The organism is Arthrobacter sp. NPDC057388, from assembly GCF_042668165.1.
Classification (GTDB): Bacteria; Actinomycetota; Actinomycetes; order Actinomycetales; family Micrococcaceae; genus Arthrobacter.
In genome coordinates, this window is sequence record NZ_JBHVBL010000030.1 from 1 (window position 1) to 19,415 (window position 19,415).

Genomic DNA, 19,415 nt, shown 5'->3' on the forward strand with positions numbered 1-19,415 from the left:
CAGGAAAAAGTGAACAGGATGGTGAGACTGATGGCCGACGCGCCAACAGCCGGCTCTGACGAGGGCTCGGTGGATGCATTCCTGCAGGGAGGCACCTCGCTGCGCCACGCCCCGGGACCCTACTTCGGCGCCTACGGCGGCCGCTGGATGCCTGAGTCACTGATCGCCGCCCTCGACGAGCTCGAGGACACCTTCGAGAAGGCCAAGGCCGATCCGGAGTTCACCGCGCAGATCGCGGAGCTCAACAGGAACTACTCCGGCCGCCCCTCGCTGCTGACCGAAGCCAAGCGCTTCGCCGAGCACGCCGGCGGCGTCCGGATCTTCCTCAAGCGCGAGGACCTGAACCACACCGGCTCGCATAAGATCAACAACGTGCTGGGCCAGGCGCTCCTTGCCAAGCGCATGGGCAAGACCCGCGTCATCGCCGAGACCGGCGCCGGGCAGCACGGCGTGGCAAGTGCGACGGCCGCAGCCCTGCTGGGCCTCGAATGCGTGGTCTACATGGGCGCCGAGGACTGCCGCCGGCAGGCCCTGAACGTGGCGCGCATGGAGCTCCTGGGCGCCACGGTCATCCCCGTCACCAACGGGTCGCAGACCCTGAAGGACGCCATCAACGAAGCGCTCCGGGACTGGGTCGCCAACGTCGGCAACACCCACTACCTGCTGGGCACCGCAGCCGGGGCGCACCCGTTCCCGGCCCTGGTGCGTTACTTCCACGAGGTCATCGGCGATGAAGCACGCGAGCAGATCCTGGCGCAGACCGGCCGCTTGCCGGACGCCGTCTGCGCCTGCATCGGCGGCGGCTCCAACGCCATCGGCATCTTCCACGGCTTCCTGGATGACCCGTCGGTGAAGATCTACGGCTTCGAAGCCGGCGGTGACGGCGTCGAGACCGGCCGGCACGCGGCCACCATCACGCTGGGCCGGCCCGGAGTGCTGCACGGCGCCCGGTCCTACCTCATGCAGGACGACGATGGCCAGACCATCGAGTCGCACTCCATCTCCGCCGGGCTGGATTACCCCGGCGTCGGACCGGAGCACTCGTACCTGGCCGACATCGGACGCGTCAGCTACGAGCCGATCACCGACAGCGAAGCCATGGAAGCCTTCCGTCTCCTGTGCCGCACCGAAGGCATCATCCCCGCGATCGAGTCCTCCCACGCCCTGGCCGGTGCCATCAAGGTGGGCCAGCGGCTGGCGGCCGAAGGCGGCGACGCCGCTGACAAGATCGTGATCGTCAACCTCTCAGGCAGGGGTGACAAGGACGTAGCCACTGCGGCGGAATGGTTCGACCTGCTGGACAAGGATTCCGCCGAGGCGACCATCGGCAAGGAAGGGGAGCAGCTGTGACTACTGCGCAGAACTCCGGCAAGCAGATCACCAGCAAGTCGGCCATTGCCATCGACAAGGCCCGCGCGGAAGGCCGTGCGGCCCTGATCGGCTACCTGCCTGCCGGGTACCCCAGTGTCGAGGAGACCATCGCCGCCGGCATCGCCCTGGCGCGCAACGGCGCCGACCTGATCGAGATCGGCATCCCGTACTCGGACCCGGTCATGGACGGCCCGGTCATCCAGGCGGCCACCACCGAGGCGCTGGCCAAGGGGTTCTCCGTGCGCCAGGTGTTTGACGTCGTTGCCGGCATCACCAGCCAGACGGATGCCGCCGTCCTGGTCATGACGTACTGGAATCCCGTGGTCCGGATGGGCGTGGAGGAGTTCTCGCGGCGCCTGGCCGAGGCCGGGGGAGCAGGGCTCATCACCCCTGACCTGATTCCCGACGAGGCAGCCGAGTGGATGGACGCCTCGGAGAAGTACGGCCTGGACCGGGTCTTCCTCGTGGCGCCTTCTTCCACTCCGGAGCGCATGCGCCGGACCGTGGACGCCAGCCGCGGCTTCGTCTACGCCGTCTCCATCATGGGCGTCACCGGTGCACGCACGGCCGTGAGCGATGCGGCCAACGGCGTCGTTGCCGCGGCCAAGGCCGCCGGAGCGGAACGCGTGTGCGTCGGCCTCGGCGTGTCCACCGCGGAGCAGGTGGCGGAGATCGCCGCCTACGCCGACGGCGTGATCGTCGGCTCGGCGCTTGTGGCGGCAGTGCGCGACGGCGGCGTGGACGCCGTCGCCAAGCTGACTAAAGACCTCAGTACCGGACTGACCAGGAAGTAGCCGCACCCATGCAGACGCTCCTCACCGCAGCTGTACTGGCACCCGCCGGCCTGCTTCCGGCCGGCATGGTGCCGGCAAGCATTCCGAGCCCGGACTGGTCCGGGTTCGATATTCCGCTGCCGTGGGGATCGCTCCGCATCCACGCTTACGCCCTGTGCATCCTGGCGGGCATTGTCGTGGGCCTGTGGCTGACGTCCGTCCGCTGGGCCAAGCGCGGAGTGCCCGAGGGCAGCGTCTGGGACATCGCCATCTGGGCCATCCCGTTCGGCATCATCGGCGGCCGGCTTTACCACGTGTTCTCCTCTCCGGACGCGTACTTCGGCCCGGGCTTCGACGGCACCGGTGACCTCTCCCTGATCCCGCAGATCCAGCGCGGCGGCCTCGGAATCTGGGGCGCCGTGGTGTTGGGTGCCTTCGGCGCCTGGATCGGCTGCCGCCGGGCCGGGGTCAAGCTCACGGCATTCATGGATGCCGCAGCGCCCGGGCTGCTGCTGGCGCAGGCCCTGGGCCGGTGGGGCAACTACTTCAACCAGGAGCTCTTCGGCGGCCCCACCATGCTGCCCTGGGGACTCCAGGTGGACGCGGACAACGCCAACTTCCCGGCAGGGTACCCGGCCGACACCCTGTTCCACCCCACGTTCCTGTACGAATCCCTCTGGAACATCGCGGGTGTGCTGATCCTCCTCGCCCTCGACCGCCGGTTCCACTTCCGGCGCGGCCGGCTCTTCTGGCTGTACGCCATGTACTACACGCTGGGCCGCGTCTGGATCGAGGCGATGCGGATCGACGACGCAGAGCAGATCAGCCTGTTCGGCATCACCACCCGGCTGAACGTCTGGACCAGCATCTTCGTGTTTGTCGCGGCCCTGGCCGTGTTCATCGTGCTGGGCCGGCGCAAGGACGGCAATGCGGACAGTGTGTACCTGCCGGGCCGCGAGCCCGCCCCTGCGGTGGGTGAAAAGGCCGACGGCGGGAAGCCCGCCGGTGCCGAATCTGACGGTTCGGCCGCCGGGAAAGAGACGCCGAAGGACTCCGCCGGCGACCCAAATGTGACCGGCAATCCAGTCCGTGATACGGGCGCTGTTGTCTCAGATAGTGAATTGCGTGGTAATCTCCCTGATAACCAAAACGGTTCCGGGCTAGTTTCTGCCCAAACGGAAGCAGTCCCGGCATCCACCGGCGGTACCCCAGCCGCCGCGGAGTCGCGGAACACCGGAAAGTCCGGTGGCACAGACACCGGGACCGCGCCGGAAGCCGACAGCTCACGCTAGAAGGCGCCGGTACCCAGGGCAGCAGAGAGTTACCGCTCGGAGCGCCCACCACCACAACGTCGTGGCAGAGGCCACTCCGGTCAGCATAGAGCTGCTGACGGGGTCAAGCCCGGGGCGGACGCCTGCGTAACTGTTAGTTCTGCAGGTAGGCCTGCCCTACAATTTCCAGTAAGCAGTAACACTTTGTTGTGCCCATCACAGTGGCGCGCTGAGTGGGGCCAACGTTGTCCCTTCCATACGCACGATCAGGAGGAAGGACGTCTCCCATGACCCAAACTCTTTCAAGCCCCAGCTGGTCAGAACCGAACCAGCCGGACGCCGCCATGTCGCCGTTCAAGCGGTTCGCGGCGCTCCCCGAGGCATCCGGGCTGTACAACCCGGAGCAGGAGAAGGACGCCTGCGGTCTTGCGATTATCGCCACTCTGCGCGGGGAACCCGGCTACGACATTGTCGAGGCCGCCCTCACCGCCCTCCGCAACCTGGAGCACCGCGGTGCTGTCGGCGCCGATGAGGGAACGGGTGATGGCGCCGGCCTCCTGATGCAGGTGCCGGACGAGTTCTTCCGCGCCGTCACTGAATTCGAACTTCCGGCCCCCGGCCAGTACGTGGTGGGAACCGCCTTCCTGCCGGCTGAGCAGCGCGAGGCCGACGCCGCCAAGGCAGGCATCGAAGCGCTGGCCGCCGACGAGGGCCTGACGGTCCTCGGCTGGCGTGAGGTTCCCGTCGTCGCCGACCTGGTCGGCGCCATGGCGCGCGCCTGCATGCCCTACTTCTCCCAGCCGTTCTTCGCCTCGGCAACCGGCGAGCAGCTGGAACGCAACGACCTTGACGGCCGCGCCTGGCGCATCCGGAAGCGCGCCCAGAACAAGTTCGGCGTCTACTTCCCGTCGCTGTCCTCCCGGACTATTGTCTACAAGGGCATGCTGACCACGGCCCAGCTGGAGCCGTTCTACCCGGACCTTTCGGACAAGCGCTTCAAGACCAAGCTGGCGATCGTCCACTCCCGCTTCTCCACCAACACCTTCCCGTCCTGGCCGCTGGCCCAGCCGTTCCGCACCATCGCCCACAACGGTGAAATCAACACCGTCAAGGGCAACCGCAACTGGATGCGCGCCCGCCAGTCCCAGCTGGCCAACCCGCTGCTGGGAGACTCGCCGGAAGAGCTGTTCCCGATCTGCACCCCCGGAGCGTCCGACTCGGCGTCCTTCGACGAGGTGGCCGAACTGCTGTGGCTCTCCGGCCGCCCGATCACGCACGCCATCATGATGATGATCCCCGAGGCGTGGGAAAACCACGCCACGATGGATCCGGCACGCCGTGCGTTCTACGAGTACCACTCCCTCCTGATGGAGCCCTGGGACGGGCCTGCGGCTGTGTCGTTCACCGACGGCAGCCTGGTGGGCGCAACGCTGGACCGCAACGGCCTGCGCCCCGGCCGCTACTGGATCACCGAGGACGGCCTGGTGGTCTTCGCCTCCGAGGTGGGCGTGATCGAGGTCGAGCCCTCCAAGGTGGTCAAGAAGGGCCGCGTTTCGCCCGGCAAGATGTTCCTGGTGGACACCGAGGCCGGCCGCATCATCGGCGACGACGAGGTCAAGGCCGAGGTGGCCGCGGCCAACCCCTGGGCCGAGTGGGTCAAGGACAACCTGATCGACCTCAACGAACTGCCCGAGCGCGAGCACGTGGTGCACACCGCCGCGTCCGTGAACATCCGCCAGCGCACCTTCGGCTACACCACTGAAGAGCTGAAGATCCTCCTGGGCCCGATGGCGCGCACCGGTGCCGAACCGCTGGGCGCCATGGGCTCCGACACCCCGGTGGCCGTGCTGTCCAAGCGCCCGCGCCTGCTGTTCGACTACTTCGTGCAGTCCTTCGCGCAGGTGACCAACCCGCCGCTGGACGCCATCCGTGAAGAGCTGGTCACGTCGCTGACCTGCGCCATCGGCCCGAACGGCAACCTCCTGGACACCAAGCAGGTGCGGCAGCCGCAGGTCCAGCTGCCGTTCCCGGTGATCAACAACGACCAGCTCGCCAAGATCGCCAACATTGAGGACGCCGAGGGCAACCGTGTGGCCATGAAGGTCCGCGGCCTCTACCGCCCCGAAGGCGGCGAGAACGCGCTCCGCGCACGGCTCACCGAAATCTGCGAACAGGTCTCCGGCGCCATCAACCGCGGCGTGCAGTACGTGGTGCTCTCCGACCGCGACTCCAACGCGCAGTGGGCCCCGATCCCGTCGCTGCTGCTGGTCAGCGCCGTGCACCACCACCTGCTGCGCAGCGCCAACCGCACCAAGACTGCGCTGGTGGTCGAGGCAGGCGACGTCCGCGAGACGCACCACGTGGCAGTTCTCATCGGCTACGGCGCCTCCGCCGTGAACCCGTACCTGGCCATGGAATCCGTCGAGCAGCTCATCGCTGCCGGCGACGTGGTGGGCGTGACACCGCAGGACGGCGTCTACAACCTCATCAAGGGCCTCGGCAAGGGTGTCCTGAAGATCATGTCCAAGATGGGCATCTCCACTGTTGCGTCCTACACCGGTGCCCAGACGTTCGAAGCGCTGGGCCTGGGCCAGGAGCTGGTGGACGAATTCTTTGCGGGCACGCACTCCCAGCTGGGCGGCGTGGGCCTGGACGTCATCGCGGCCGAGGTATCCGCACGCCACCAGATGGCCTACCCGGAGGGCGGCATCGAGCAGCCGCACCGGCCCCTGCTGGGCGGCGGCGAGTACCAGTGGCGCCGTGACGGCGAGCCGCACCTGTTCAACCCGGAGACCGTCTTCCGGCTGCAGCACGCCACGCGTGAGCGCCGTTACGACATCTTCAAGGCCTACACCAAGGGCGTGGATGACCAGTCCGAGAACCTGATGACCCTGCGCGGTCTGCTCAAGTTCAAGGACGGGCTGCGCCCCGCCGTGCCGCTCGAGGAAGTCGAGCCGGTCTCCAGCATCGTCAAGCGCTTCTCCACGGGTGCCATGAGCTACGGCTCCATCTCCAAGGAAGCCCACGAGACCCTCGCGATCGCCATGAACCGGCTGGGCGGCAAGTCCAACACCGGTGAAGGCGGCGAGGACGTGGAGCGCCTGCTCGACCCCGAGCGCCGCTCCGCCGTCAAGCAGATTGCCTCGGGCCGCTTCGGCGTCACGAGCCTGTACCTGACCAACGCGGACGACATACAGATCAAGATGGCCCAGGGTGCCAAGCCGGGCGAAGGCGGCCAGCTGATGGCGCAGAAGGTCTACCCCTGGGTTGCCCGGACGCGCCACTCGACCCCCGGCGTCGGACTCATCTCGCCGCCCCCGCACCACGACATCTACTCGATCGAGGACCTCGCGCAGCTCATCTACGATGCCAAGCGCGCGAATCCCTCGGCCCGGGTGCACGTCAAACTCGTCTCCGAGGTGGGCATCGGCACAGTGGCCGCCGGTGTGACCAAGGCCAAGGCCGACGTCGTGCTTGTTTCCGGGCACGACGGCGGTACCGGCGCCTCGCCGCTGAACTCGCTCAAGCACGCCGGTGTTCCGTGGGAGCTGGGTCTCGCAGAGACCCAGCAGACCCTCATGCTCAACGGCCTGCGCGACCGCGTGGTGGTGCAGGTGGACGGCCAGCTCAAGACGGGACGCGACGTCGTTATCGCCGCGCTGCTCGGCGGTGAGGAATTCGGCTTCGCCACGGCGCCGCTGGTGGTTGAGGGCTGCATCATGATGCGTGTCTGCCACCTGGACACCTGCCCCGTCGGCGTTGCCACGCAGAACCCCGAGCTGCGGGCGCGCTTCAGCGGCAAGCCGGAGTTCGTGGTCAACTTCTTCGAGTTCCTGGCCGAGGAAGTCCGCGAGATCCTCGCCGAGCTCGGCTTCCGGAGCATCGAGGAAGCGATCGGCCACGCCGAAATGCTCGATACCCGCGACGCGATCAGCCACTGGAAGGCCGAAGGGCTGGACCTGGATCCGATCCTGCACGGCCTTGAGTTCGACGACGACGCCCCGCTGCGTAACCTGACCGGCCAGAACCACGAGCTGGACAAGCACTTCGACCAGCGGCTCATCACCATGGCCGCCGAAGCGCTGACGGACCGTGCCCCGGTGAAGATCACCGTTGACGTGATCAACACGGACCGTTCCGTGGGCACCATGCTCGGCCACGAGGTGACCAAGAAGTTCGGCACGGACGTGCTGGCCACGGACACGATCGACATCACGCTGAACGGCACCGCCGGGCAGTCACTGGGCGCATTCCTGCCTGCCGGCATCACGCTGCGCATGTACGGCGACTCCAACGACTACGTCGGCAAGGGCCTTTCCGGCGGCCGGATCATCGTCCGCCCGGACCGCACCAATGTGTTCCAGGCTGAGCGGAACGTCGTGGCCGGCAACGTGATCGGCTACGGCGCCACCAGCGGCGAACTGTTCCTGCGCGGCCAGGTGGGCGAACGCTTCCTGGTCCGTAACTCGGGCGCCACTGCCGTTGTTGAAGGCATCGGCGACCACGGGTGTGAATACATGACCGGCGGCCAGACGCTGATCATCGGCCGCACCGGCCGTAACTTCGGCGCGGGCATGTCCGGCGGCACGGCCTACGTGCTGGACCTCGACAGCGCCCGGGTCAACAAGGAAGCCCTGCAGTCCGGCGAACTCCAGCTCCTCGAGCTGGACGCCGAGGACCGCGACATCGTCCACGGCCTGCTGGTCAAGCACGTGGAGGAAACCGAATCCCAGCTGGCGGCGCGTCTGCTCGACAACTTCGATGACACCGCTGCCCGCATAACCAAGGTGCTGCCGCGCGACTACGCCGCAGTGCTGCAAACCAGGCTTGACGCCATCGAAGAGGGCCTTGACCCCGACGGCGAAGAAGTTTGGTCTCGAATCCTGGAGGTGACCGGTGGCTGACCCACGCGGATTTCTGAAAGTACGCCAGCGTGAAACCCAGCCGCGCCGTCCCGTTCCCGTCCGCATCATGGACTGGAAGGAAGTCTATGAGGCCCAGGAAAAGGGTGTCCTGAAGAGCCAGGCCGGCCGCTGCATGGACTGCGGCGTGCCGTTCTGCCACCAGGGCTGCCCCCTGGGGAACCTGATTCCCGAGTGGAACGACCTCATGTGGCGGGACAAGGGCGAGGAAGCGATTGAGCGGCTGCACGCCACCAACAACTTCCCCGAATGGACCGGCCGGCTGTGCCCCGCTCCCTGCGAGGCGTCCTGCGTGCTGGGCATCAACCAGCCCGCGGTGACCATCAAGCAGGTTGAGGTGTCAATCATCGATGAGGCCTTCGACAACGGCTGGGTCAACCCGCTGCCCCCGCACCGCCTCACCGGCAAGACGGTCGCCGTCGTCGGATCCGGCCCTGCCGGCCTGGCGGCTGCCCAGCAGCTCACCCGCGTCGGCCACACCGTGGCCGTTTACGAACGGGACGACAAGATCGGCGGCCTGCTGCGGTACGGGATCCCCGACTTCAAGATGGAAAAAGAGCAGGTGGACCGCCGGCTCGAGCAGATGAAAGCCGAAGGCACCCGCTTCCGCACCGGCGTCGCCGTCGGTACGGACGTGACCTGGGAGCAGCTGCGCCGCCGCTACGACGCCGTGGTGATCGCCACCGGCGCCACGGTGCCGCGTGACCTGCCCATCCCGGGCCGCGAGCTCGAGGGCGTGCACTTCGCCATGGATTACCTGGTTCCCGCCAACCGCGTGGTGGCAGGGGAGTCCCCGGAAAACCACATCGACGCGCGCGGCAAGCACGTGGTCATCCTCGGCGGCGGCGACACCGGCGCGGACTGCATCGGCACGGCGCACCGCCACCAGGCAGCGTCTGTTACCACCCTCGCCATCGGCAAGCAGCCGCCGCTGGAGCGCGCCGGCCACCAGCCGTGGCCGACGTTCCCGACCCTCTTCGAGGTTGCCAGCGCCCACGAGGAAGGCGGTGAGCGCACGTACCTCGCCTCCACCGTGGAGTTCGTGGGCGAGGACGGCAAGCTGACCGGCGTGAAGGTCGCCGAGACCGAATTCGTGGACGGCAAGCGGCTGCCCAAGGCCGGAACCGAGCGGATCATCCCCGCGGACCTGGTGTTCCTGTCGCTGGGCTTCACCGGCGCAGAACCCGCCGGCATCACCGAGCAGGTCAGCGCCGAGTTCGACGGCCGCGGCAACGTGGCCCGCGACGGCTACTACATGACCAACACGGAGGGTGTCTTTGTGGCTGGCGACGCCGGCCGTGGACAGTCCCTGATCGTGTGGGCCATCGCAGAAGGCCGTGCGGCTGCTGCTGCGGTGGACAAGTTCCTGATGGGCAGCACCATCCTTCCTGCACCCGTGGCTCCGACGGACCGCGCCATAGCTGTCCTGTAGCGCGCCTCCTTCGTGGCGGCCGACCCGGGGAATTCATCTCCGTGACAACTTAACCAATGCAAGTGACCAATAGGGTAGGTATATGAGACGCGCAAAGATTGTGGCCACCTTCGGACCGGCCATTGCCAGCTACGAAAACACCCTCGCGGTGCTGGAAGCCGGCGTTGATGTAGCCCGCATGAACATGAGCCACGGTGACTACTCCGTGCACGACAACACCTACGAGAACGTCCGCAAGGCGGCGGCCGACCTGGGCAAGGCTGTGGCGATCATGGCTGACCTGCAGGGTCCGAAGATCCGCCTTGGCCGGTTTGTTGACGGACCGCACCTGCTGGCCGTGGGGGACATCTTCACGATCACCACCGAAGACGTTCCCGGTACCAAGGACATTTGCTCCACCACCCTGAAGAGCCTGACCGAGGACGTCAACCCGGGCGATGCCCTGCTGATCGACGACGGCAAGGTGGCGCTGCGTGCGCTTGAGGTTGACGACGTCAAGGTTGTTGCCAAGGTGACCGTGGGCGGTTACGTGTCCAACAACAAGGGCATCAACCTTCCCGGTGTTGCCGTGAACGTCCCCGCGCTGAGCGAAAAGGACGAGGACGACCTGCGCTGGGCCATCCGCCGCGGCGTCGACCTCGTTGCGCTGTCCTTCGTCCGTGACGCCGCCGACATCAAGCGCGTCCACGAAATCATGGATGAAGAGGGCCGCCGCGTTCCGGTGATCGCCAAGATCGAAAAGCCGCAGGCCGTGGACCAGCTCCACGAAATCATCGACGCGTTCGACGCGATCATGGTTGCCCGTGGCGACCTGGGCGTGGAGCTTCCGCTCGAGGAAGTGCCGATCGTGCAGAAGCGTGCCATTGAACTGGCGCGCCGCTGGGCGAAGCCGGTCATCGTGGCCACCCAGGTGCTGGAGTCCATGATCGACAACCCGCGCCCGACCCGGGCTGAGGCCTCCGACTGCGCCAACGCCGTGCTCGACGGCGCCGATGCGGTCATGCTCTCCGGCGAGACCAGCGTGGGCAAGTACCCGATCGAGACGGTCAAGACCATGGCCCGGATCATCGAATCCACCGAGGAGCACGGCCTGGAGCGCGTCCCCCCGCTGGGGACCAAGCCCAAGACCCGCGGTGGCGCGATCACCCGTGCCGCCGTCGAAATCGCCGACCAGCTGGACGCCAAGTACATCTGTACGTTCACGCAGTCCGGTGACTCGGCGCGCCGCCTGTCCCGCCTCCGCCCGATCAAGCCGGTTTTCGCGTTCACCCCGGTGGAGCACGTGTGGAACCAGCTGGCGCTGACCTGGGGCATCCAGCCGCAGCTGGTTGCCATGGTGGGCCACACGGATGAAATGACCGCACAGGTGGACCGCAGCCTGCTGGACATGGAACTGGTGGAAGACGGCGACCTCGTGGTCATCGCTGCCGGTTCCCCTCCCGGAAAGGCGGGTTCGACGAACTCGCTGAAGGTCCACAAGGTGGGCGACCTCGCCGATACGTCCCGTACGGGCGAAGCGGCGGACAAGCGTGAAAAGCTCGGCCCGTGGCCGGAAAAGAAGAAGAAGAACAAGGTTGCAGCCGATCCGGCTGAGTAACCTGGTCTGAGATCCCCGTCGCCGGTTATCTGGCGGCGGGGATCTTTCTTTAATGGGAGCGGGCCCGGCTCCTCCGGGCTTAACGCGAAAGGACCCCGGCGGGGTGCCGGGGTCCTTCTGTCTTGCTGCTTTTGGCGTTAGTTGACCTGGTTGATGATGGTCTCGGCCACTTCGCGCATGCTGAGGCGGCGGTCCATCGAGGTCTTCTGGATCCAGCGGAAGGCTTCCGGTTCCGTCAGGCCCATCTTGGTGGTCAGCAGGCTCTTGGCGCGTTCCACGAGCTTGCGGGTGGCGAACTGCTCCTGCAGGTCGGTGACCTCGGCTTCGAGGGCCTTGATCTCCTCGTGGCGGGACAGCGCGATCTCCAGGGCGGGGATCAGGTCGGCGGGCGTGAAGGGCTTCACCACGTAGGCCATGGCGCCGGCGTCGCGGGCGCGCTCCACGAGTTCCTTCTGGCTGAATGCGGTCAGCAGCACCACCGGGGCGATGCGTGCCTTGACGATCTTCTCGGCGGCGGAGATGCCGTCCATCACGGGCATCTTGACGTCCATGAGGACCAGGTCCGGCTTGAGCTCCTCGGCCAGCTGCACGGCCTTCTCGCCGTTGTCGGCCTCGCCGATGACGTCATAGCCTTCACCGCGCAGGATTTCGATGATGTCGAGGCGGATAAGGGTTTCGTCTTCGGCCACGACGACGCGGCGCGCCGGCTGGGACGTTTTGTTTGACTCCGTCGGTTCTGACACGGGATCTCCTTGAAAAGGTACGGCGGGACTATGACTATCTTAGTTGGGCCCCGCGCTGGTACTTGGGTCGGCATGGCTTGTTGCGACGGCGGTGGCGCGATTCTGGGTTTTAGCCTATCTGCATGTAGAGTAAATCCGCGCACTGGTAGTGGCTGCGTTGCTCACACTTCGCTGTGAGCCTACGATTGTTACTCCGTGTACTCCGCGCCCGAGTGGCGGAATTGGCAGACGCGCCGCACTCAAAATGCGGTATCGAAAGGTGTGTGGGTTCGAGTCCCACCTCGGGCACAGTGTTTTCGCAGGTCAGGGGCTTCTCAGCCTCTGAGTGTGCACATTTTGTGTTGTGAAGGGCCCCTTCGGGGGCCTTTTTCATTGGTGGCCGGTGCAGTGGGCGGTGGTCTCCTTAGCTTCCTGGATCGACGGTTTGCCGTTCCATACCTGTTCATGGACGAGCCTGGTGCGGCCAGCATGACGTGAGGAAAAACATTTTCTCGGTTTCTTCGCTGCGTCGTTGGATGTTCATCAGGTTTTCCTCCTGCTGGGCTATTGGCGGCTGCTCTTCTTGTTCATTGCTGCCGCTGGATCGGCGACGTGACTTTTGGCAACAGGTAGCGGGCTGTCTAGTGGGCGCGGATGGTGAGCTAACGCGCGACGGGCACCACATGAGGCTCACTTCCCTTCGTCCACGCTGCAAGAGCCTTTCCGTCCATACCTGTACATAGTCGCGGCCGGCGTCGGCTACATGATGTGGTCAATGCAGCCGCTCAGCCTCGGTTTCCTGGTGGGTGATGGAGAGTCCGTCACGGTAGGCGGTCACCTTGAACTCGGGGAAGCGCGTGGTGAACTTTGTGGAGTCGAAGCGGTTGTCGTGTGAGTAGCGCGGCAGGAGTTCTTTGAGCTCGCGCACGTGCGCGGAGAAGAGTCCGGCAGTGCTGAGGGCCCATCGCGGCACGACCGTGTAGCCGGCGTCCTTGCCGAACGCCTCGCCGGCCATGGCAACGAATTCCCGGTAGTTCGGGCGGTCTTCGGCGACTGGTAGGTGCCATGTCTGCCCGTAGGCGTCGGGTGTGTTGCGCAGAAGTGCCAGTGCACGGCTCGCGTCGGGGGTCCAGATGAGGGTCCGCTGCCGGTCATCCCGTACCGGGACAAGGGGTCTCCTGCCGGTCTTGAGCCGGTCGATCATGAGTGCGTTCGTGAAGCTCTGCGTCTTTCCCGGACCGTAGAACTCGGGAGCCCGGGCGATGAGGACGGGCCTGTCGCCCCGGGTCATCTCTTCAAGCACCATCGACGCCATCGCGGCACGGACCCTGCCCTTGCGCCCCACGGGGGCGAAGGGAGTGGCTTCTGTCTGGACGCGGTCGTCCTGGAGGTACATGTACGTAGAACCCGACGAGGGCCATGGTGATGACGACGGCCATGCAGGCGATGACGTAGCCGATGCAGAGAACGCTGATCACGTCTGCCACGGGTACGCAGAGCGTCCTTGTTGTTCGTAGCCTCCTGGATTATTTCCCTCTCCGAGATCTTTTCGAACTCTTCGGAATGGGGTTCTCCGGACGGGATCTGATCCTGCTCTTCGGCGGCTTATTCCTGGTCTATAAAGCAGTACGGCAGATCCACGGGAAGCTTGAGGGAACGGAATCCCATGGCATGGGTAGCGCGAAGGCCGCCACGTTTGGCGCCGTGCTGGCGCAGATCATCATCCTGGACATGGTCTTCTCCTTCGACTCGGTCATCACCGCCGTCGGGATGGTGGACAACCTGCTGATCATCATCGTCGCGGTGCTGTCCTCCTTCACCATCATGCTCTTTTCCGCGAAGTACATCTTCGCCTTCGTCAACCGGCACCGCGATGCCATCGCCGCCGCAACCGCCCGCTCTCCGGAAGTCGGCGACGTCCACCTGTCCCGCAAACCGGTCACCGGCAGAATCACCGACGACGACTGATACCAGGAACCTGCCGGGCTAGGGTGAACCGATGGACCGTCGACCGGTCCGTTCCCGGAAGCGTGACAAAAGACCCGGCAGTTCATTTGGCCGTCCCCCAAATACAACCACTCGAGGATGATCCTGCCCTCGACGGCGGTCCGCAGCGCGGACAAAGCCGCGCTTCTGGCTACCGGGGAGGGCGACAGGACCTGGCTGGTCGGGGCCGCTGCTCGGCTCAGCACGTGCAGGATCAGCCCAGAACCTGTCGGGTTGCCCGACCTTGTCCGGACCCCGGGGGAGTGCAGCACTGGGTCCGGCAGGCCGTGGACTGTGATCCCAAGGGCACAGACCAGTGAGTCTCCCCACGTTATTTTGAGTAGCTCCTAATAAGACGTTAAGCTTGGGTGTAGGCCAGAGTAGCCCTCGAGTACCGCACCGGTGAACATCCCCGGGCCGGCAGGGCAAGCGACACAACCCGCAACGCTCTTCTGCTTGAGCGGCACTGGAACCGGAACTGGCCCCTATCCTGAGGCCCCTATCCTGAACCCCGAGGAGAACCCATGACTTTGCTGGTCCAACGCCCCGCAACGACCGAACCCGCCCCTGAGACCGCTGCCGGCGTCACTGTCGTCGGCACCGCAGTGCGCGGTGGCAGCTACGTAACTCTGCCCGGCGGCAGCGCAGCGGCTGGTGTTGAAGGCACCTATGTCACCGTCCCCGGCATCCGACACATGCCTCCCGTCACCCGCGGCAGCTATGTCACCGTAGCTGGCGCTCCCGCTGCTGCCGCCGGCCTCGTCGAGGGCAGCTACGTAACGCTTCCGACGGCAGCCTAAAACCAAGTGCCTTTGTGAATGACACCATGCGGCGCAGAAAGGAGGCCAACGACGACACTGCCTGTCGTCGTTGGCCTCCTTTCTAGTGCAAGTTGCTAGCCGTCCAGGTGTTTTCGGCGCGTGCAGTGGTCCATATTTCGAATCCTGTTCTGACGCTCTTTCCCACTGCCTGACGTGAGGTAGGGGTGGCTTAGCTGGATATGAGCCGGCCCGGTTCGCCTTTCACGCCAGCGGACGACCGTTGCCAAAATGCCGGTGTCATCCGCAGGTTGCCCTGCCGATGACACCGGCATGATGCTTTGAAAGGCCGTTTAGTGCACGCGGGCCTTGTCAGCTGAGTCCGCAGCGGAGACAGATGCCCCATCGAGGCGGCCGCGGACACGCTTCACAGTCTCAGGCGCCAGGATCGCCGAGGCCACTGTGATGACACCGATGACGCTGAAGTACAGGATCACCCAGCCGGGTTCGCCGTTACCGGCGTTGAGCAGGGCCACGGCGACCAGCGGTGCGATGCCGCCGGCCAGGACAGACCCGAACTGGTAGCCCATGGAAGCGCCGCTGTAACGCAGCTTCGTGGAGAAGAGCTCCGCGAAGAAGGCAGCCTGCGGGCCATACATCGAGTTGTGGAAGACCGCGAGGCCGATGATGATGGCCAGGGTGGCCAGCAGCGCGCTTCCGGTATCCGTCATGACGAAGTAGAGCGGGAAGAACAGCAGTCCACCGATGGAGCCGAACAGGTAGAGCGGCTTGCGGCCGATGCGGTCCGACAGCGCTGCCCAGAGCGGCACAGCGATGACGCCGATGGCGGACGCGATCAGAACGGACATGGAGCCCTGGTTGGCGCGCTCGGGCCCGAAGGTCCGCATGATGTAGACCACGGAGAAGGTGGTGTACAGGTAGAAGGCGGAGTTCTCCGCCAGGCGCATGCCGACGACCAGCCAGACGCCCTTGGTTTCCTTCTTCAGGGCTTCGCCCAGCGGGTTGTGGGCGGTCTGCTTCTTGGCGATGAGGTCTTTGAAGTCCTCGGAGTCCTCGAGCTTCGCCCGGACGACCAGGCCCACGACGATCAGAAGCACGCTCAGCAGGAAGGGAATGCGCCAGCCCCAGGCGTCAAAGACGTCGGCCGGAACACTGCCCTTGACGGCCAGAACGGAGGAGTTGGCGAGCAGCATGCCTGCAGGGACGCCCATCTGGGTGAAGCTGCCGAAGAATCCGCGTCGGCCCTCCGGGGCGTGTTCGGTCGAGATAATGGCTGCTCCTGCCCATTCGGCGCCGGCGCCAAAGCCCTGCATGAGGCGGAGCACGGTCAGCAGGATGGGGGCCCACACACCGATCTGGGAATAGGTGGGGAGAAGACCCATGGCCAGTGTGGCGAAGCCCATCAGGAGCAGGGACAGCACCAGCATCGGCTTGCGGCCGATCTTGTCCCCGTAGTGCCCGGCGAACATGCCGCCGAAGGGACGGGCCACGAAGCCGACAGCGTAGGTGAGGAACGCGAGCAGAAGCCCGGTGGCCGGGTCCTGCTCCGGGAAGTAGAGCCGGCTGAAGACGCCGGTGGCGGCCAGGAGGCCGAAGATGTAGTAGTCGTACCACTCAATGGTGGTGCCGGCGAAGCTGGCCAGGGACACGCGCCACGGCACTCGGTTCGCCTTGGGGGCAGTGGTTGAAGGGAGCGTCATTGGTCTTTTCTTTCGATGGTCAAACAGAGGTGTTGAAGGACGGTGGGTTGCGGGTGGGGACCCGGTTTACCAGTCCACGGCGATGTACTTGGTCTCAGTGAAGTCCAGCAGGCCCTGGTGGGCGCCTTCACGGCCCAGCCCGCTTTGCTTGACGCCGCCGAACGGGGCGGCCGGGTCAGATACCAGGCCGCGGTTCAGGGCGACCATTCCGCTTTCGATGCGTTCGGAGACCCGCAGCCCGCGGCGGAGGTCCTCCGTGAAGACGTAGGCAGCGAGGCCGTACTCGGAGTCGTTTGCGGCTGCGATGGCTTCTTCTTCTGTGTCGAACCCGATGATGGACGCTACTGGTCCGAAGATTTCCTCGCTGACCATGCGTGCGTGCAGCGGCACGTTGGCCACCACCGTGGGCGGGTAGTAGTAGCCATCTCCTTCCGGCAACTGTCCGCCGGTGAGCAGGCGCGCACCCTGGTCGAGGGCATCGCGCACCAGGGCGTCAACTTTCAGGACGCTGGCTTCGTCGACGAGGGGGCCGACTTCGGTGGAAGGATCGGTGCCCGGACCAACCGTCAGGGCGGCCATGCGGCCGGCCAGACGGCTGGCGAACTCGGCCTGGATCCCGCGCTGGACGTAAATACGGTTGGCGGCCGTGCAGGCCTGGCCCCCGTTGCGCATCTTGGCGACCATGACGCCGTCGATGGCCTTGTCCAGATCGGCGTCCTCGAACACCAGGAACGGCGCGTTGCCGCCGAGCTCCATCGAGCACTTGAGCACGTTGTCGGCCGCTTGGCGCAGCAGGTGCCGCCCGACGCCGGTGGAGCCTGTGAAGGACAGCTTGCGCACTCGGGGATCGGCGAGGATCGGCGTCATGACGTCGCTGGTCCTGCTCGTGGTTATGACATTTACGACGCCGGCCGGGACCCCGGCGTCGATCATCAGCTGGGCGATCGCCAGGGACGTCAGGGGAGTAAGGGTAGCCGGCTTGAGCACGGCCGTGCAGCCGGCAGCAAGCGCCGGTGCCAGCTTGCGTGTGGCCATGGCGGCGGGAAAATTCCACGGGGTGATCAGGACACACACGCCGATGGGCTGGTGCTGGACCAGGATGCGGTTGGCTCCGGACGGTGAGACGGACACGTCGCCGATGATCCGGACGGCCTCCTCCGCGTACCAGCGGAAGAACTCGGCGGCGTAGGCCACCTCTCCGCGGGCGTCGGGAAGGGCCTTGCCGTTTTCGAGGGAGATGAGGCGGGCGAGTTCTTCGCTGCGTTCGGTCATCAGGTCAAAGCAGCGGCTGAGGATTTCGGCGCGCCTCCGCGGTGGCGTGGCAGCCCATTCTGAGAGTGCAGCCGCGGCAGCGTCGACGGCGGCGAGTCCGTCCGTTACGTCGGCGTCGGCGATCGCTGTGATGACGGTGGCGTCGGAGGGGTTGACGACGTCGACAGTACCGCCGCTCGCGGCGTCCTGCCAGCGTCCCGCGATGAGCAGCTGGCGGGGGACTGGTAGTCCCTGGAGGTCAAGCGGTTCCCGCGTGGAAAGGAGAGTCATGGGTGAGCCTTTGCTTCTGGTGTTGGGGGTTGCGTCAGCGGATGGTGTGGTCGCCCGTGAAGGCTGCCTGCACGATGGAGCTGACGGCTTCGAGGTCGAGCGGCACCGGGTTGTTGTCGATGAGCCGCTTGGAGTTCAGTGACAGTGTGGCGATCCGGTCAAGGTCGCTTTCCTTCACACCGAGTTCCTCCAGCGTGGAGGGCAGTTCGATGGCGGCAATTACTTCGTCGATGGCCTCGACGCCGGCGGCGGCTGCGCTCCTGGCGTCCATGCCCTTGGTGTCGCGTCCTAGGGCTTCGGCGATCTGCCCCAGCTGGGGCACAATCGCGCTGAAGTTGTGGCGGACGACGTACGGGAGCAGGAGTCCGACTCCGACGCCGTGCGGGGTGTGCGTCAGTGCGCCGACCGGGTACTGAAGGGCGTGTGCCGCGGCGGTTCCGGCGTTGCTGAGAACGATGCCACCGTAGAGAGCGGCCAGCATCATGTCCCCGCGGGCCTCGACGTTGCCTGGATCCTTGTAGGCCGTGGCCAGGCTGCGGCCCACCAGCCGGATTCCGTCCAGCGCGAGGGAGTCCGTCAGGACATTCTTGCCCACAAAAACGCGTTCGTTGGCAAGGGTCCGGGTGGGCTCCCGGGTGATTGCGGTGAATGATTCCACCAGGTGCACGAAAGTGTCCGCGCCTGTCGCCGCAGTCAGTGACGGCGGGCAGGAGTAGGTGAGCTCGGGGTCGCAGACCGAAGCGAACGGGATGATGTGCGGGCTGGAGATGCCCATTTTCATCCCGAGCCCGGGGTCGGACACCACGGCGATGGCCGTGGCTTCCGAGCCGGTGCCCGCGGTCGTCGGCAGTGCAATGACGGGCTTGACGGGGCCGGGGACAGCGAACTCGCCGTAGTAGTCGCTGGGCTGGCCGCCGTGCGTGAGCAGCACCGAGACCACCTTGGCCATGTCCATGCAGCTTCCGCCGCCGAAACCGATGATGACGTCGATGTCCTGGCCTTTGAGTTGCTCCACGCAGGCGATGATGCCCGGCGTCGGCAGTTCCGGCTCGGTTTCGCCGAAGACCCGGACGGACAGGTTCCGGCTCTCCAGGCTTCGGACCAGCGCGTGCAGCTCGTCCGAGGCGGCAAGGCGCGGGTCGGTGCAGATGAGGACCTGGTCGCCGAACTCTGCGGCGATATCGGGGATGGCAAATCGCTGTTGGGCGCCGACGACGATGTTCCGCGGCAGCCGCAGGACGCCGAAGGTAGTGGGATGAATGCCCGCGGCATGCGCACACGACATTGTGACTAACTCCTAAAGATGGGGGACTTCGGCTA

General features: G+C 65.9%; 13 protein-coding genes and 1 tRNA gene. 9 read left to right on the forward strand and 5 right to left on the reverse strand.

Annotated elements, in window-relative coordinates; all coding sequences use genetic code 11:
• Positions 1–30 precede the first annotated feature (30 nt).
• From trpB to pyk, 6 genes are all read left to right on the forward strand, one after another.
• Positions 31–1,350, forward strand: a complete 1,320-nt coding sequence (gene trpB, locus ACFUTU_RS14395; protein WP_377965464.1) for a tryptophan synthase subunit beta — start codon at positions 31–33, stop codon at positions 1,348–1,350.
• Positions 1,347–2,165 (forward strand): tryptophan synthase subunit alpha, encoded by an 819-nt coding sequence (trpA, locus tag ACFUTU_RS14400; protein WP_377965382.1) that lies wholly within the window; start codon positions 1,347–1,349, stop codon positions 2,163–2,165. Before trpB ends, trpA begins: the two co-directional genes overlap by 4 nt.
• Positions 2,166–2,173: 8 nt before the next feature.
• The gene (lgt, locus tag ACFUTU_RS14405) at positions 2,174–3,436 is read left to right on the forward strand and encodes a prolipoprotein diacylglyceryl transferase (protein ID WP_377965384.1); all 1,263 of its coding nucleotides are present in this window, start codon (positions 2,174–2,176) and stop codon (positions 3,434–3,436) included.
• 266 nt (positions 3,437–3,702) lie between these two features.
• Positions 3,703–8,319 carry a glutamate synthase large subunit gene (gene gltB, locus ACFUTU_RS14410; protein WP_377965386.1) on the forward strand — a complete coding sequence of 1,539 codons (4,617 nt, stop codon included), beginning with the start codon at positions 3,703–3,705 and terminating at the stop codon, positions 8,317–8,319.
• The gene (locus ACFUTU_RS14415) at positions 8,312–9,769 is read left to right on the forward strand and encodes a glutamate synthase subunit beta (protein WP_377965388.1); all 1,458 of its coding nucleotides are present in this window, start codon (positions 8,312–8,314) and stop codon (positions 9,767–9,769) included. Before gltB ends, ACFUTU_RS14415 begins: the two co-directional genes overlap by 8 nt.
• Positions 9,770–9,851: 82 nt before the next feature.
• The gene (pyk, locus tag ACFUTU_RS14420; protein ID WP_377965390.1) at positions 9,852–11,366 is read left to right on the forward strand and encodes a pyruvate kinase; all 1,515 of its coding nucleotides are present in this window, start codon (positions 9,852–9,854) and stop codon (positions 11,364–11,366) included.
• 137 nt (positions 11,367–11,503) lie between these two features.
• On the opposite strand, the gene ACFUTU_RS14425 is transcribed toward pyk, so the two are convergent.
• Positions 11,504–12,109 carry an ANTAR domain-containing response regulator gene (locus ACFUTU_RS14425; RefSeq protein ID WP_306922492.1) on the reverse strand — a complete coding sequence of 202 codons (606 nt, stop codon included), beginning with the start codon at positions 12,107–12,109 and terminating at the stop codon, positions 11,504–11,506.
• Between the two features lie 206 nt (positions 12,110–12,315).
• Here ACFUTU_RS14425 and ACFUTU_RS14430 point away from each other — a divergent pair.
• Positions 12,316–12,397 (forward strand) — tRNA-Leu (locus ACFUTU_RS14430).
• A 463-nt stretch (positions 12,398–12,860) separates the two neighbouring features.
• On the opposite strand, the gene ACFUTU_RS14435 is transcribed toward ACFUTU_RS14430, so the two are convergent.
• Positions 12,861–13,484, reverse strand: a complete 624-nt coding sequence (locus tag ACFUTU_RS14435) for a hypothetical protein (protein ID WP_377965392.1) — start codon at positions 13,482–13,484, stop codon at positions 12,861–12,863.
• A 167-nt stretch (positions 13,485–13,651) separates the two neighbouring features.
• Here ACFUTU_RS14435 and ACFUTU_RS14440 point away from each other — a divergent pair, with 167 nt between their 5' ends.
• A complete protein-coding gene (locus ACFUTU_RS14440; RefSeq protein ID WP_377965394.1) occupies positions 13,652–14,056 on the forward strand; it encodes a TerC family protein in 405 nt (134 codons plus the stop codon).
• 542 nt (positions 14,057–14,598) lie between these two features.
• A complete protein-coding gene (locus ACFUTU_RS14445) occupies positions 14,599–14,874 on the forward strand; it encodes a hypothetical protein (RefSeq protein ID WP_377965396.1) in 276 nt (91 codons plus the stop codon).
• A gap of 311 nt (positions 14,875–15,185) precedes the next feature.
• On the opposite strand, the gene ACFUTU_RS14450 is transcribed toward ACFUTU_RS14445, so the two are convergent.
• From ACFUTU_RS14450 to ACFUTU_RS14460, 3 genes are all read right to left on the reverse strand, one after another.
• Positions 15,186–16,553, reverse strand: coding sequence for an MFS transporter (locus ACFUTU_RS14450; RefSeq protein ID WP_377965398.1), 1,368 nt, complete (start codon positions 16,551–16,553; stop codon positions 15,186–15,188).
• Between the two features lie 66 nt (positions 16,554–16,619).
• Positions 16,620–18,095 carry an NAD-dependent succinate-semialdehyde dehydrogenase gene (locus ACFUTU_RS14455; RefSeq protein WP_377965400.1) on the reverse strand — a complete coding sequence of 492 codons (1,476 nt, stop codon included), beginning with the start codon at positions 18,093–18,095 and terminating at the stop codon, positions 16,620–16,622.
• A gap of 34 nt (positions 18,096–18,129) precedes the next feature.
• A complete protein-coding gene (locus tag ACFUTU_RS14460) occupies positions 18,130–19,380 on the reverse strand; it encodes an iron-containing alcohol dehydrogenase (RefSeq protein WP_377965402.1) in 1,251 nt (416 codons plus the stop codon).
• Positions 19,381–19,415 lie beyond the last annotated feature (35 nt).

Coding starts and splice junctions, on each gene's coding strand:
- lgt (WP_377965384.1), top strand. CDS start 2,174: ATGCAGACGCTCCTCACCGCAGCTGTACTGGCACCCGCCGGCCTGCTT.
- ACFUTU_RS14450 (WP_377965398.1), bottom strand. CDS start 16,553: ATGACGCTCCCTTCAACCACTGCCCCCAAGGCGAACCGAGTGCCGTGG.
- ACFUTU_RS14460 (WP_377965402.1), bottom strand. CDS start 19,380: ATGTCGTGTGCGCATGCCGCGGGCATTCATCCCACTACCTTCGGCGTC.
- ACFUTU_RS14445 (WP_377965396.1), top strand. CDS start 14,599: ATGACTTTGCTGGTCCAACGCCCCGCAACGACCGAACCCGCCCCTGAG.
- pyk (WP_377965390.1), top strand. CDS start 9,852: ATGAGACGCGCAAAGATTGTGGCCACCTTCGGACCGGCCATTGCCAGC.
- trpB (WP_377965464.1), top strand. CDS start 31: ATGGCCGACGCGCCAACAGCCGGCTCTGACGAGGGCTCGGTGGATGCA.
- ACFUTU_RS14435 (WP_377965392.1), bottom strand. CDS start 13,484: ATGTACCTCCAGGACGACCGCGTCCAGACAGAAGCCACTCCCTTCGCC.
- ACFUTU_RS14455 (WP_377965400.1), bottom strand. CDS start 18,095: ATGACTCTCCTTTCCACGCGGGAACCGCTTGACCTCCAGGGACTACCA.
- ACFUTU_RS14440 (WP_377965394.1), top strand. CDS start 13,652: ATGGGGTTCTCCGGACGGGATCTGATCCTGCTCTTCGGCGGCTTATTC.
- gltB (WP_377965386.1), top strand. CDS start 3,703: ATGACCCAAACTCTTTCAAGCCCCAGCTGGTCAGAACCGAACCAGCCG.